Source organism: Halomonas sp. BC04 (assembly GCF_000568385.1).
Genome location: NZ_AZQX01000419.1, coordinates 1 through 14,139, shown reverse-complemented (window position 1 = coordinate 14,139; position 14,139 = coordinate 1). Strand labels below are relative to the sequence as shown.

9 protein-coding genes and 3 pseudogenes are annotated in these 14,139 nt (G+C 64.9%); 11 read left to right on the top strand and 1 reads right to left on the bottom strand.

Going from position 1 to position 14,139, the window contains the following annotated elements:
• Positions 1-262 precede the first annotated feature (262 nt).
• The 9 genes and pseudogenes from nrdR (at position 263) to lon (ending at position 9,911) form a co-directional block, all read left to right on the top strand.
• A complete protein-coding gene (gene nrdR / locus Q427_RS27775) occupies positions 263-754 on the top strand; it encodes a transcriptional regulator NrdR (protein ID WP_043518813.1) in 492 nt (163 codons plus the stop codon).
• Between the two features lie 32 nt (positions 755-786).
• The gene (gene ribD / locus Q427_RS27770) at positions 787-1,920 is read left to right on the top strand and encodes a bifunctional diaminohydroxyphosphoribosylaminopyrimidine deaminase/5-amino-6-(5-phosphoribosylamino)uracil reductase RibD (protein ID WP_043518811.1); all 1,134 of its coding nucleotides are present in this window, start codon (positions 787-789) and stop codon (positions 1,918-1,920) included.
• 389 nt (positions 1,921-2,309) lie between these two features.
• Positions 2,310-3,466 (top strand): annotated as a pseudogene (gene ribBA / locus Q427_RS27765) (bifunctional 3,4-dihydroxy-2-butanone-4-phosphate synthase/GTP cyclohydrolase II).
• Positions 3,467-3,564: 98 nt separating this feature from the next.
• Positions 3,565-4,059 carry a 6,7-dimethyl-8-ribityllumazine synthase gene (ribH, locus tag Q427_RS27760; RefSeq protein WP_043518809.1) on the top strand — a complete coding sequence of 165 codons (495 nt, stop codon included), beginning with the start codon at positions 3,565-3,567 and terminating at the stop codon, positions 4,057-4,059.
• Positions 4,052-4,557 (top strand): annotated as a pseudogene (nusB, locus tag Q427_RS27755) (transcription antitermination factor NusB). The gene ribH and the pseudogene nusB overlap by 8 nt, the downstream one beginning before the upstream one ends.
• Before the next feature lie 10 nt (positions 4,558-4,567).
• Complete coding sequence (gene thiL, locus Q427_RS27750; protein WP_043518808.1) at positions 4,568-5,536, top strand: thiamine-phosphate kinase; 969 nt, start codon at positions 4,568-4,570, stop codon at positions 5,534-5,536.
• Entirely contained in the window at positions 5,533-6,006 is a 474-nt protein-coding gene (locus tag Q427_RS27745) for a phosphatidylglycerophosphatase A family protein (protein WP_043518807.1), read from the top strand. The genes thiL and Q427_RS27745 overlap by 4 nt, the downstream gene beginning before the upstream one ends.
• Positions 6,007-6,053: 47 nt before the next feature.
• Positions 6,054-7,292 carry a DUF945 family protein gene (locus tag Q427_RS27740; RefSeq protein ID WP_043518806.1) on the top strand — a complete coding sequence of 413 codons (1,239 nt, stop codon included), beginning with the start codon at positions 6,054-6,056 and terminating at the stop codon, positions 7,290-7,292.
• Between the two features lie 177 nt (positions 7,293-7,469).
• Positions 7,470-9,911, top strand: a complete 2,442-nt coding sequence (gene lon / locus Q427_RS27735) for an endopeptidase La (protein WP_043518805.1) — start codon at positions 7,470-7,472, stop codon at positions 9,909-9,911.
• A 51-nt stretch (positions 9,912-9,962) separates the two neighbouring features.
• On the opposite strand, the pseudogene Q427_RS34970 reads toward lon, so the two are convergent.
• A pseudogene (locus Q427_RS34970) lies at positions 9,963-10,666 on the bottom strand (SDR family NAD(P)-dependent oxidoreductase); the annotation flags it as partial.
• A 153-nt stretch (positions 10,667-10,819) separates the two neighbouring features.
• On the opposite strand from Q427_RS34970, the gene Q427_RS27725 reads away from it, so the two are divergent.
• Both Q427_RS27725 and Q427_RS27720 read left to right on the top strand, forming a co-directional pair.
• The gene (locus Q427_RS27725; protein WP_043518804.1) at positions 10,820-11,797 is read left to right on the top strand and encodes a TAXI family TRAP transporter solute-binding subunit; all 978 of its coding nucleotides are present in this window, start codon (positions 10,820-10,822) and stop codon (positions 11,795-11,797) included.
• 197 nt (positions 11,798-11,994) lie between these two features.
• A complete protein-coding gene (locus Q427_RS27720) occupies positions 11,995-13,803 on the top strand; it encodes a TRAP transporter permease (protein ID WP_043518803.1) in 1,809 nt (602 codons plus the stop codon).
• Positions 13,804-14,139 lie beyond the last annotated feature (336 nt).

Sequence of the window (14,139 nt, the reverse complement as noted above, 5' to 3'; positions counted from 1 at the left end):
TCTTCGAGTCGGGTGAATCACAGCTGTTCGAAGCCCCGGTTGAGCGCATCACGGTTGAGGACGGTAAGCATCATGGCCATGGCGAGCAGGAAAAGCACGAACACCAGCACGCTCACTGAGGGTATGACCTGAGCGGGGCCTGTCGGTAATGGCTGAGCTGGGCGGCCAGCGGGGGAGCGGGTACACTATCGTGTCATCTAGCTAACACCTGTGACTCACGAGCGACCTGTAGGTCGCCCCGCTTCACGTACGGATCGATACCATGCATTGCCCCTTCTGTGGCGCCCATGATACCCGCGTGACCGACTCCCGCCTGGTGGCCGAGGGCGACCAGGTGCGTCGTCGTCGCCAGTGCACCTCCTGCGGTGAGCGCTTCACCACCTACGAGACCGCCGAGCTGGTAATGCCCAGGGTGGTCAAGGCCGATGGTTCACGCGAAAGCTTCGATGAGCAGAAACTGCGTGCCGGCATGCTGCGGGCGCTGGAGAAGCGTCCGGTCAGCGCCGAGTCCATCGAGGCCGCCGTGGAGCGGATTCGTCAGCGCCTGCGCGCCAGTGGCGAACGCGAGATTCAGGCGCGCGATATCGGCGAAGCGGTGATGCAGGCGCTCAAGCGCCTCGATCAGGTTGCCTTCATTCGTTTCGCTTCCGTCTATCGTCGCTTTCAGGATATCGACGAGTTTCGTGCCGAGATCGACCGCCTCTCGCGGGAGCCGGGGTTTCCGCCGGGCACGACCGATGAAGGCGAACGCTGAATCCCGCCTTACCCATTCTGCCAGGGAGTGATATGGCCAAGCCTACCGCCGCCGCCTGGATGGCTCGGGCGCTTCAACTGGCCCGCCGAGGCCTCTATACCACCGACCCCAACCCCCGCGTGGGCTGTGTCCTGGTCAAGGGCACTCGCCTGGTGGGGGAGGGCTGGCACAAGCGCGCCGGCGAGCCCCACGCTGAAATTCATGCCCTGCGGATGGCAGGCGAAGCGGCTCGCCGCGCGACAGCCTATGTGACCCTGGAGCCCTGCTCCCACCACGGGCGCACCGGCCCCTGTGCCGTGGCACTGATCGATGCCGGGGTGAAGCGGGTGGTCGTGGCCATGACCGACCCCAACCCGGAGGTGGCTGGCCGGGGGATCGCCATGCTGCGCGAGGCGGGAATCGAGGTGGAGGTAGGCCTGCTGGAGGAGGAGGCCCGGGCGATCAATCCCGGTTTCCTGTCGCGAATGAGCCGCCACCGCCCCTTTGTGCGGTTGAAGATGGCCATGAGCCTGGATGGGCGCACGGCGATGGAGTCCGGTGAGTCCCAATGGATCACCGGACCCCATGCCCGTACGGAAGTCCAGCGGCTTCGCGCTCGCTCCAGCGCGGTACTGACCGGCGTCGATTCGGTCATCTTCGATAATTCTCGCCTGACCGTGAGGGCGAGCCAGCTCGGGCTGGAGGAGGCCGATGTCATCGCCCGTCGCCAGCCGCTGCGGGTCGTGGTCGATACGCACCTTCGCCTGCCCCAGGCCGCGGCTTGCCTGCGTGAGCCAGGGCGCACCCTGGTGGCGACGGTCATGGGTTACGATGCCGAACGCCGTGCCCGGCTGGAGTCCGCCGGTGCCGAGATACTGGTCTTGCCGTCTGGCGAGGATGGTCGGGCCGACCTTGCCGCCTTGCTGCGCTACCTGGCGGAGCAAGAGCTGGTCAATGAGGTGCTGCTGGAAACCGGGGCGACCCTTGCCGGCGCGATGCTCGACGCGAACCTGGTGGACGAGATGCAACTGTTCGTGGCGCCGACGCTGCTGGGCGGTGATGCGCGGCCGCTGTTCGCCCTGCCGGGGCTGACGCGCATGGCCCAGCAGCGCCCGCTGGATATCCTCGATATCCGTGCCATCGGTCGCGACTGGCGTATCACCGCGCGGCCCGGGAACCCTAAGTGAGGGCGCCGGGAGCAACTCGGGGAGGAGGTGTTTGCCGCTGTCGGAGCAGCTTCAGCTCCGGTCCGACGCATCGGCGACCGGAGGCCGAAGGCCTCCCGGCGGTGTTGCCCATGCCAACGATCACCACCCACATCGGCGGCCTCCGCCCGATACCGCGCCAAGGATGCTCACTACTGGCGCCCGACGCCGCGCCAAGGGTGCTCACTACTGGCGCCCGACGCCGCGCCAAGGGTGCTCACTACTGGCGCCCGACGCCGCGCCAAGGTACCCTGACGCCCATTCGAGGCGGGGCGTAGGACTTTAGTAACGGACGTTAGTTAGTAGCGGACTATGCCAACGCCACGGTCGACGTGCCGCAACGCCTTTATTGCTGATCATTCGGAGACTCCATGGTGCAATCTTCCCGCGGGGGCCTGGCTCCCATCGAAGACCTGATCGAGGACATACGTCAGGGCAAGATGGTGATCCTCATGGATGATGAGGATCGTGAGAACGAGGGCGACATCATCATGGCCGCCGAAAAGGTCGGGGCCGAGCACATCAACTTCATGGCACGTCATGCCCGGGGCCTGATCTGCATGCCCATGACGCGCGAGCGCTGCGAGCGGCTCAAGCTGCCGCTGATGGTGAGCGACAACGGTTCCGGCTTCGGCACCAAGTTCACGCTCTCCATCGAGCCGCCGAGGGGGTGACGACGGGTATCTCGGCCGCCGACCGGGCGCGTACCGTGCAGGCGGCAGCGGCACGCAATGCCCGGGCCGAGGATATCGTTCAGCCCGGCCACATCTTTCCGCTGATGGCCGAGCCCGGCGGCGTGCTGCGCCGGGCCGGGCATACCGAGGCGGCCTGCGACCTGGCGGCGCTGGCCGGTTGCGATCCCAGCGGTGTGATCTGCGAAGTCATGAACGACGATGGCAGCATGGCTCGTCGTCCCGAGCTCGAGCGGTTCGCCGCCGAGCATGACTTGAAGATGGGCACCATCGCCGACCTGATCCACTATCGCATCCACAATGAGCAGACGGTGGAGCCGGTGGAGTCGACCCCGGTCAACACGGCCGTGGGCGAGCTGACGCTGCATGTCTTTCGCGATCGTATTCAAGGTGCACACCACGTGGCCCTGGTCAAGGGCAACCCCACCCCCGAGACCCTGACCACGGTGCGGGTACACCTGGCCGATACCATGCGGGATCTGCTGGGCCTGCAGAAGGGCGAAGGCAAGAACTGGACGACGCACAGTGCGCTGGAAGAGGTGGCCCGCGTTGACCAGGGTGTCTTCGTCCTGCTCGACGATGGCCGCCCGCACCAGGATTTCCGCGACCAGTTGGAGGTGTTCCTGGAGCGGCGCCGCCTGCCTCGCACCAGCGATTCGGACGGTGCCGGCAACTACCTGACCATCGGCACGGGTTCTCAGATCCTGCGCCATCTCGGCGTGGGGCGGATGCGGCTGCTAAGCTCGCCGTGGAAGTTCTCCGCCCTGTCCGGCTTCGATCTCGAAGTGGTCGAGCTGATTGCGCCGGGCGACACCGAGGCCCCTGGCGAGAACTGAGGCAGCCCCGTCTGGCACTATGAGGAAAGTCGGCTCACTCTCGGGTGTGCCCAGTCGATTCAGCAGGATCAAAAACCGATTTCAGCAGGAATAATCCGATGCATACCTTGTCTCAGTTGGAAGGCAACTTCGTCGATGTCGACGGCCGCTACGTGATCGTGGTGGGGCGCTTCAATCATCATGTGGTCGACAGCCTGGTGGAAGGTGCCGTGGATATCCTGATGCGCCACGGCGTGGATGCCGAGCATATCGATATCGTCCATGTGCCGGGGGCCTGGGAACTTCCTCTGGCGGTAAAGCGGGCCCTGCAGGTGGCCAAGCCGGATGCGGTGATCGCGCTAGGCGCGGTGATCCGTGGCGGTACGCCGCATTTCGAATATGTGGCGGGGGGGTGCAATTCGGCGCTTGGTAGCCTGCAGCTGGAGTTCGACACCCCCATTTCCAACGGTGTGCTGACCGTCAACTCCATCGAGCAGGCCATCGAGCGTTCCGGCACCAAGGCGGGTAACAAGGGCGCCGAGGCGGCCATGGCAGCCATGGAGATGGTGTCGCTGTTGCGCGGTTTCGGGGATGTCGGAGAGAGTCATGAGTGAGCCGCGTTCCAAGCGTCCCCCTTCGACGGGCCAGCAGGCGAGACGCGCTGCCCGGGAGCTGGCCATCCAGGGGCTCTACCAGTGGCAGATGACCGGCAAGTCCATCTCGGCGGTTGAATCGGAGTTTCGTAGCCAGCTCCCCGATGAAGACATGGAGGATCATGAAAACTGGGCCAAGGTCATGGAAATCGCCGACCTGGCTCTCTTTCATGACCTGCTGCACGGCGTGGCTCGCTATCGCGGTGACCTGGATGCCGCCATCGGCCCCCTGCTCGATCGGCGCATCGAGGAGCTGGACCCCATTGAATTGACCATCCTGCGCCTCGGTGCCTACGAGCTGTCGCATCGGCTGGATGTCCCTACCGGGCGGTGATCAACGAGGGGGTCGAACTGGCCAAGTCCTTCGGCGCCACCGACGGCCACAAGTACGTCAACGGTATCCTCGACAAGCTGGCCTCGCGGTTGCGTAGCGCCGAGGTCAGCGCGCGTCGCCGCTGAAGGTACCAAGGTGACCAGTGAATTCGAACTGATCGCCCGTCACTTCACGCCTGCCGCCCCGGGTTCACGGGCCGGTGTGGCCCTGGGTGTGGGCGATGACTGTGCGTTGCTGATGCCGCGCCCAGGTTATCGGCTGGCTGTCAGTGTCGATACGTCGGTCGTGGGGGTGCATTTTCCTGCCGATGCGCCGGCCGAGGTGATCGGCCACCGGGCGCTTGCGGTCAGCCTCAGCGACCTGGCGGCCATGGGGGCCGAGCCCCGCTGGTGCCTGATGGCCTTGGCCATGGCCGATACCGACGACGCCTGGCTGGCCGAGTTCTCCCGGGGTTTCCATGGCCTTTGTGCGGCGACCGGTACCACCCTGGTCGGCGGTGACGTGACCCGTGGCGAACTGGCAATCGGGGTGACGGTAATGGGAGAAGTGCCCGGAGGGCAGGCCCTGACTCGGGGTGGAGCAAGGCCCGGAGACCTGCTTGCCGTGACCGGCGCGCTGGGGGGAGGTGCTGGCGGCCTGGCGCTCTGGCAGCGCGGCGAAAGAGATATGCAGCATCCCCTGCTGGAGCGCTACTTGCTTCCCCAGCCCCGCCTGGATGCGGGCCAGGCGCTGCGCGGGCTGGCCAATGCGGCCATCGATATTTCCGATGGGTTGCTGGCCGACCTGGGTCATGTGCTGGCCGCTTCCGGCGTGGGCGCAAGGGTCGATGTCGAGGCGCTGCCCCTGGCGGAAGGGCTACTTCAGGCCCTGGATCCCGAGCGCGCCCGACAGGCGGCGCTGGGGGGGGGCGATGACTACGAGCTGCTGGTCAGCCTGCCCGCCGATGCCATGGCGGAAGCCACCCATCGCCTGGCCGGACTGGGGCTGGCATTGACCCCGGTTGGAACGGTCACGGCCGAGCCGGGCCTTGTCGGGGTGGCCGATACGGCCCTCCATGGCTGGCAGCACTTCGGGGCGGCGGATGCCAAGGGCGGGGCATCATGAATCGCGCTCCCCCGAGCGTCTGGCGGCGCCCCGTCCATTTCTTTGCCTTCGGTCTCGGCAGTGGTGCCGTGCCCTGGGCGCCCGGTACCTTCGGTACCCTGGCGGCCATCCCGTTCTACTGGCTGATGTCGGAGTTGCCACTGAACTGGTACCTGATTCTGGTGGCGGTTTCCTTCGTCGTGGGTGTCTGGCTATGCGACAGGACCTCTCGGGATCTCGGCGTTCACGACCACTCCGGTATCGTCTGGGACGAGTTCGTCGGTTACTGGATCACCATGGCAGCGGTACCTTTCTCCTGGGAGGCGGCGCTCTGGGGGTTCATCCTGTTTCGCATTTTCGACGTCTTCAAGCCTTGGCCGATTCGCTGGGCGGACCGTCGTGTGGCAGGAGGGTTCGGCATCATGATCGATGATGTCCTGGCCGGAATCTACGCCTGGAGTACGATGCACCTCTGGCTTTGGTTACACTAGGTTACCCTGAGACGTGATAGTCAAGGAAACGACAAGGAGGCGGTGCTATGCGCAAGGAACGTCTCATCGTCCCGCTGCTGGTATTTCTGCTGATGCTCTGGCTGGCAGGGCAAGCCCTTTCCAGCCACTTCTTCGAACGGGAAATGGCGCGTACGCTGAGTGATCTCGAGGCGCGAGGCGAGCTGGTGGTGTCGCGCTCGGAGGTGGAGGGGGGATGGTGGTCATCGACCGGCCGCATCCATCTGGCGCCGCTGCTGGGGGATGTCTGGCAACTGGAGCTGACCTACAGGGCGCGACACGGCGTGCTCAATACACACCTTAACGGTGAGGCGATGCTGCGCCATGGCCCGGATCACGCCCAGCTGTTCGGTGACCTGCTGGCCTCTTCGCCTCCCCTCTGGCAGGCCAGCTATCATACCTTGACGGGGACCCTGGAAGGCGGGCTTCGCCTCTCGCCCTTGCGGGTCACCCAGCAGGATCGCGAACTGGTCTTCGACGGTGGGCGGCTCCATTTCAGCGGTGAGCAGGGTGACTGGCGCCTCCGCGCGCACCTCGATGCCTGGCGGTTGACGGATGGCGTCGCCAGCCTCTCCATCGGTCCCTCCACGCTCAACAGCCACTACGCCTATACCGAAGATGCCCATGCCTTCACCCAGGAGGACCGACTGCAGATAGAGTCGATGGCCTGGCGCCAGCCTCAGTTGAGCCTGGATGCCAGCAATCTTCGCGCCACCAATCGCACGGTTCTGGATGAGCGGGAGCTGAGAATGCAGCTCGATATCGACCTGGGCGAAGTGCACACCGCAGGCCAGGTGCTGCTCACCGGTGAGCTGGCACTCGAGTTGTCACGCCTGAATGCCGATGCGCTTCGGGCAAGCACCTCCCGACTTCGAGAGCTGGCGGCCAGTGGTCACCATGAGCTTGACGGCCACGAACTGCTGGCACAGCTCGAGCCGCATCTGATTCAGGCGCTGAGGGACTCGCCACGCCTCGACTTGCTGAACCTTCAGCTGGATAGCCCCATGATGGGGCTTTCGGCCCGGGTCGATGGTTCACTGTTCTTTGACGGTCGCCGCCTCGATGAATTGAGGCTGGTCGACATCGAGGACCCGGCCATGCAGGCGCGCTGGCGGCGTCGCCTCGACGGCGACTTCACCTGGTACGACCTGCCTACCGTGGTGGCCCTATGGCTCGGCCTGCCATTGGATACCCGCACCCTGGAAGTGGATGTGGGAAGAGGGCAGGTGCGTGTCAACAGCCGACCCTTGCCCCAGCTGTGGCGTTGAGCCTGAGGCGCCAGCATGCGCTTCGTCCCGCTTCCCTGGAAATCTTTGCTGCCGGGGCGATTCCACGCCACGCTGAACACGCCAACCTGAAATAGTGGGCCGATGACTTGAAGTTGGCCGGTCGCGCCCGCATTCCTCAGGTCAGACTCCAGCTTCCAGCTGCAGGATGAGGTTTCGATGAGCGATTACGATCAGGATGAGCAGAATTGGCAACAATCGATGCGTGACGGCACGGATGAGGCGTGGACGGGCTCCGACGGGGAAGAGGAAGAGCCCCTGAACAATGCCATGGTGCCGGCAAGCGAATACCTGCCCGAACGAATCTATCTGCTGCCGATTCACAACCGACCCTTCTTCCCCGCCCAGGTGCAGCCGCTGGTGATCAACCGCGAGCGCTGGGAGGACACGATGCGCCGGGTCGGCAACACGCCCCACCACACCCTGGGGGTTGCCTTCGTCGGCGACACCGGCGTCGATAACCTGACCCACGAGTCGTTTCCCGAGTACGGTACGGCGGTCAAGGTCCATAAGCTGCAGGGTGAGGATCAGCAGCTCCAGTTCATTGCCCAGGGTCTCAGGCGCTTTCATATCCAGCGTTGGCTGTCCAAGAAACCGCCCTACCTGGTCGAGGTGAGCTACCCGCGAGAGCCAGTCGATGCCGACGAGGACGAGACCCGCGCCTATGCCATGGCGATCATCAACGGCATCAAGGAGCTGTTGCCGATCAACCCGCTCTATGGCGAGGAGCTCAAGCACTACCTCAACCGCTTCAGCCCCCACGAGCCGGGGCCGTTGACCGACTTCGCCGCGGCCATCACCTCGGCGCGGGGAGGCGAGTTGCAGAAGGTGCTGGAAACCCTGCCGGTACAGGCGCGCATGGAGAAGGTGCTGCCCCTGCTGCGCAAGGAGATCGACGTTGCCCAGCTGCAGACGGAGATCAGCGAGCAGGTCAACGCCCAGATGCAGGAGCGACAGCGGGAGTTCTTCCTGCGCGAGCAGCTCAAGGTGATCCAGCGTGAGCTGGGCATCTCGAAGGACGATCGCGAGAACGATGTGGATACCTTCCGCGACCGGCTCGAGAGCCTGGTGGTGCCGCCCAAGGTTCTGACCCGCATCGAGGAGGAACTCGACAAGCTGTCGGTGCTGGAGACCGGCTCGCCGGAATACGGCACCACGCGCAACTATCTCGACTGGCTGACGTCGATGCCCTGGGGGGTTCGCAGCGCCGACCAGATGGACCTGGCCCATGCCCGCGGGGTGCTGGACCGCGACCATGACGGGCTCAAGGACGTCAAGGAGCGTATCGTCGAGTTTCTCGCCGAGGGTACCTTCAAGGGCGACGTTGGCGGCTCGATCCTGCTGCTCGTCGGCCCCCCCGGGGTGGGCAAGACTTCGGTCGGGCGCTCCATCGCCGAGGCCCTGGGTCGCCAGTTCTATCGCTTCTCGGTGGGTGGCATGCGCGACGAGGCGGAGATCAAGGGCCACCGGCGTACCTACATCGGCGCCATGCCGGGCAAGCTGGTGCAGGCGCTCAAGGAGGTGGAGGTCGAAAACCCGGTGATCATGCTCGACGAGATCGACAAGATGGGGCAGTCCTTCCAGGGCGACCCCGCTTCGGCGCTGCTCGAGGTGCTCGACCCTGAACAGAACATCGATTTCCTCGACCACTACCTGGATGTACGACTCGACCTCTCCAAGGTGCTCTTCGTCTGCACCGCCAACACGCTGGACTCGATCCCGGGGCCGTTGCTCGACCGCATGGAGCAGATCCGGCTATCGGGTTACATTGCCGAGGAGAAGGTGGCCATCGCCAGGAATCACCTCTGGCCCAAGCTGCTCAAGCGTGACCGGATTCCGAAGAAGCGCATCAACCTCACCGATGCCGCGCTCAAGCAGGTCATCGAGGGCTATGCCAGGGAGGCCGGTGTGCGCCAGCTGGAAAAACAGCTGCACAGCATCGTGCGCAAGGCCGCGGTCAAGCTGCTGGAGAACGACCAGCAGTCGGTGAAGGTGTCAGTGAAAAACCTCGAGGAGTTCCTGGGAGCCCCGCTGTTCCGCCAGGAGCAGGTGCTCAAGGGGGAGGGTGTAGTCACCGGCCTCGCCTGGACCTCCATGGGTGGGGCGACCCTGCCGATCGAGGCGGGCAAGGTTCACTCCCTGACCCGGGGCTTCAAGCTCACGGGAAAGCTTGGCGAGGTAATGCAGGAGTCCGCCAATATCGCCTACAGCTACACCCTGGGGCACCTGGCCGAGTACGGCGCCGATGCGGACTTCTTCGATTCCGCCTTCGTTCACCTTCACGTCCCCGAGGGGGCCACTCCCAAGGATGGCCCCTCGGCGGGGGTAACCATGACCACGGCGCTGCTCTCGCTCGCCCGGCACCAGTCCATCGACCGGCCGCTGGCGATGACTGGCGAACTGACCCTCACCGGGCAGGTACTGCCGGTCGGCGGCATCCGCGAGAAGATCATCGCGGCGCGTCGCAGCAAGATCTTCGAGGTGATCCTGCCCGAGGCCAACCGCCGCGACTATGCAGAGCTGCCTGACTATCTCAAGGAGGGTGTGACAGTGCATTTCGCCAGGCGCTACCAGGATGTGGCCAAGGTGGCTTTCGCCTAGCCGGCTCGTTCTTGTTGGTTACCCTCTCGTTGGCGAGCCTCTCGTTGGCTACCCCATGGAGACGCTGGCGCCCCCATCGACGATGAGGGTGTCGCCTGTGATGAAGGTGTTTGCCGGAGAAGCAAGGAAGGCGACTGCGTTTGCCACCTCGTCGGCCGCGGCGACGCGCCCGAGCGGGGTACTGGCCTGCCACAGGCGGCGTGATTCGGACTCGGCATGCTGCATGCCGGTGGCGACGGGCCCCGGTGCCACGGCGTTGACCAGTATGCCATGGGGCCCCAGCTCCACGGCGAGCGCCCGGGTCAGTGCCAGGATGGCACCCTTGCTCATGGCATAGGCCGTACGCTCGGCGGTGGTGCGCAGGCCATGCGACGAGGCGACGTTGACGATATGCCCACCCCCGCTGGCGATCATCAGCCGGGTGGCTGCCTGGAGCGCCTGGAAGGCACCGGTGACGTTGACCGACATCAGGTCTCCAGGTCCTCGTGGGAGATATCGATGAAGCGACCGCGGCGAATCACGCCGGCCGCGTTGATGCAGGCGTCAAGCCCCTTGCCATGTCGCTCGATTCGCGCAAACGCCTTCGCGATACTCTCGGGGTCGGCCAGGTCGCAGGCAACGAATGATGCGCGCTCGCCCCGGGCTGTCAGCGTGCTCAGCACGCTCTCCCGGCGCTCCTCCCTGTCGAGCAGGAAGACGCAATCCCCGGCGTCGAACATTGCCTCACAGATGGCAGAGCCGATCCCACCGGCCGCACCGATTACCGCCGCAATACGCATACGCTTTCCTTCGATGGCCATATTCGGGTGGTCAAGGCTGAAAAAATCGGCATTATAGTACTTTGCTGGACATTCTTTGATAACAACCGACATCGCTCAGCGATGCTCGACTCTCCAGGGGAGACACATATGCCTCAGTTTACGCCCTCTTTCACTCGTAACCTGCTGGCCTCGGCGACTGCCGTGCTGATGGGTGCTACAGCCTTCTCCGCCCAGGCGGAAACCCGTGTGACCTACAAGTCCGCCTCCGCCGGCACCGCCTACTACCAGATGGGTGTGGAACTCTCGGAGGCGATCCGCAAGGGTACCGACGGCGATGTCCAGCTCACGCTGGAGGAGAGCCAGGGCTCGGTGCAGAACGTGATGGAAGTGATGGCCCGCCAGGGCAACTACGTCTTCACCACACCTCCGGGGCTGGTGGAGAGGGCCATGGCCGGCGAGGGGCCCTTCGCCGAGCGGCAGAGCCCCCGTTTCCAGGAGATTCGCGGACTGTTCCCGATTCCGGCGATCACCATGCACTTCGTTGCGGCCGGTGGCGAGGGGGTCATCGGGTTCGAGGACCTGGAAGACAAGCATATCCTGATCGGGCGTGGCACCTTCGGCGCCCGCGAGGCCGAGCGTTACCTCGAGCTGTTCGACATGATGGACAAGGTGCGCGTGGCCAGCGCCGAGATCGGCAGTGGTCCCGATGCGTTGAAGAACGGACAGATCGATGCCTTCGTCACGGCAAGCTCCTTCCCCACGCCCAACGTGATCGAGACCGCGGCCAGCATGTCGATCAGCCTGGTCAGCCTGACCGACGAGCAGATCGAGCAGACCGGTGCGGCACGCCAGACCATTCCGGCCGGCACCTACTCCGGCGTGGATCAGGACGTCGAGACCACGTCGCTGCCGGTCATCGCCTATACCACCACCGGCATGGATGAAGACACCGCCTACACCCTGACCAGAACCTTCTGGGAGCGTCGGGATGCCATGGCGGAGGAGACGGCCTGGTGGGGCAGCATCACCCACGACATGATCGGCACCATTGCCGGGTCGCTGCATCCGGGCGCGGTGCGCTACTACGATGAGGCTGGTATTGAGATTCCCGACGAACTGCGCTAGGCCTGTCCGAAAACTGGCTGCACTCGGCCATACGGCGTTAAAAATCGGCTCAAAGTACTCATTTACACCCCGTAAACTCCGTCTTTTCGCCGATTTTTGCCTTGTCTGGTCTTCGCTCGCCGACTTTTCAGACAATGCCTAACTCCCTGTTGGGGCCAGTGCTGCTGGCCTGGCCCTGATCGAAAGGCTTCTCATCTATGTCGACATTCTCCTCTTCTCCGGCGGCCGACGAGGCCGTCGGTAGCGCTCGGTCGCGGGTCCATCCGGTCTGGGTCTTGCTGGGCGGCATCACGGTGGTCTTTCACCTGGGCCTGATCTTCTACGGCCTGACCCCGGCGTTGGTGAGCCGGCCGATTCACATGGCGCTGGCGCTACCGTGGATCCTGATCTTCGCCGCTCGGACACCGTTCGAGCGCCGGAGCGGCTGGCTGCTGACCGGGCTGGGTATCGCCGCCTGCGGCTATATCGCCTTTAACGAGGAGGCGCTGTCGCAGCAGTACGGCTTCATCGATACCCACCTGCAGATGGCCATCGGCGTCTTTCTCATCGGGCTGGCACTGGAGGCGGCTCGCCGCGCCATCGGCTGGCCGCTGCCCCTGGTTGCCGTGGCGGCACTGCTCTATGCGGTATTCGGCGCCCACATACCCGGCCAGTTCGGTCACCCGGGGCTGCCGATGCAGAGCCTCGTCGGTACCCTGACCATCGCCGAGGGCGGTCTCTGGGGCTCCCTCACGGGGGTCAGCGTCGGGGTGGTGGCGATCTTCGTCATCTTCGGTGCAGTCCTCAATGCCGGTGAGGCGGGGCAGGGCTTCATGAACATGGCCAACGCCTTCGCTGGACGCTTGACCGGCGGCGCGGCCAAGGTGTCGGTGATTTCATCGGCCCTGATGGGATCGATCTCCGGCTCCGCCTCGGCCAACGTGGCCTCCACCGGAGCGATCACCATTCCCACCATGGTTCGCCTGGGCTACCCGCGCGCCCTGGCCGGCGGCGTGGAGGCGGTGGCTTCGTCGGGTGGGCAGATCATGCCGCCGCTGATGGGGGCGGGGGCCTTCGTCATGGTCGAGCTTACCGGGACCCCCTATACCCAGATCATGGCCGCGGCGATGCTGCCGGCGATTCTCTATTTTGCCACCGTCTGGGTGGGCATCAACGCCTACGCCACGCGTCATGACCTGCGCCCCATGGCCGAGAGCGACAGGCCCAGCGGCAAGGAGGTGCTGATCACCTCGCTGTTCTTCGCCGTGCCTTTCGCCATATTGCTCGAGCGGATCTTTCTCGGCGGCTATACGCCCCAGTATGCGGCGAGCCTGGCCATCTTTGCCGGTATGCTGCTGCTGTTCTTCGATGTGACGCTCAGCTTCTCGCTGCGCGGCTTCGCCTCTCGAATGGCCGATGCTCTGATCACGGCTGGGCGGCAGGTATCATTGATCGGTGCGATCATCATCTGTGCCTCGCTGGTGATTGGCGTGCTCTCCATGACCGGGCTGGGAGTGAAGATCACCTCGGGTATCCTCTCCCTTTCCAACGAGATGCTGTGGCCGGCGCTGCTGCTCACCGCGCTCGCCTGCCTGGTACTGGGCATGGAGGTGCCGACCACCGCCGCCTACGTGATCTGCGTCTCGGTGGCCGGGCCCGCGCTTATCGCCCTCGGTCTCGAGCCGCTGCTGGCGCACCTGTTCGTGTTCTGGTTCGCGCTGCTCTCCACCATCACGCCGCCGGTCTGCGGTGGGGTCTTCATCGCCGCCGGCATGGTAGGGGAGAACTGGCTCAAGGTGGCAATGAAGGCCATGGCGCTGGGCATCGGGCTCTATATCATCCCGCTGGCCATGGTCGCCAACCCGGATATCATCCGCCTGGCCTTCGATCCCGTCGCCGCGGTATTCGACATGGTCAAGATCGCCATCGGGCTGGGCGGTATCTCCTACGGCGTGATCGCCCGTCGGGCATGGTGGCTGCGGGTACTGCTGGTCGTGGCGGGGGCGCTGGTGATCTTTGCGGTGTAGGCAACGCCGCCGGGAGGCCTTTGGCCTCCAGTCGCCGATGCGTCGGACCGGAGCTGAAGCTTCCTCCGACAGCGGTGTGGCGCCGACGGTGGGTAGAATCGCTGTTGGAGCGCTCGGTTCGGCGCTCCGAGTTCCCATCGCGACTGGCGCCGTCAGGCGCCTCGGCGGAGGCTGCCGTGGTTGGCAGTGATCGCCAGCCTTGGCAACACTGCTGGGGAGGCCTTCGGCCTCCAGTCGTGAGCTGAAGCTACTCCAACAGTGCGGTAGTCTCCGACCTTGTTGGAGCGCTGCTCCGCATCGCGACTGGCGCCGTCAGGCGCCTCGGCGGAGGTTGCC

Coding starts and splice junctions, on each gene's coding strand:
- Q427_RS27745 (WP_043518807.1), top strand. CDS start 5,533: ATGAATCGCGCTCCCCCGAGCGTCTGGCGGCGCCCCGTCCATTTCTTT.
- Q427_RS27725 (WP_043518804.1), top strand. CDS start 10,820: ATGCCTCAGTTTACGCCCTCTTTCACTCGTAACCTGCTGGCCTCGGCG.
- ribH (WP_043518809.1), top strand. CDS start 3,565: ATGCATACCTTGTCTCAGTTGGAAGGCAACTTCGTCGATGTCGACGGC.
- ribD (WP_043518811.1), top strand. CDS start 787: ATGGCCAAGCCTACCGCCGCCGCCTGGATGGCTCGGGCGCTTCAACTG.
- Q427_RS27740 (WP_043518806.1), top strand. CDS start 6,054: ATGCGCAAGGAACGTCTCATCGTCCCGCTGCTGGTATTTCTGCTGATG.
- Q427_RS27720 (WP_043518803.1), top strand. CDS start 11,995: ATGTCGACATTCTCCTCTTCTCCGGCGGCCGACGAGGCCGTCGGTAGC.
- nrdR (WP_043518813.1), top strand. CDS start 263: ATGCATTGCCCCTTCTGTGGCGCCCATGATACCCGCGTGACCGACTCC.
- lon (WP_043518805.1), top strand. CDS start 7,470: ATGAGCGATTACGATCAGGATGAGCAGAATTGGCAACAATCGATGCGT.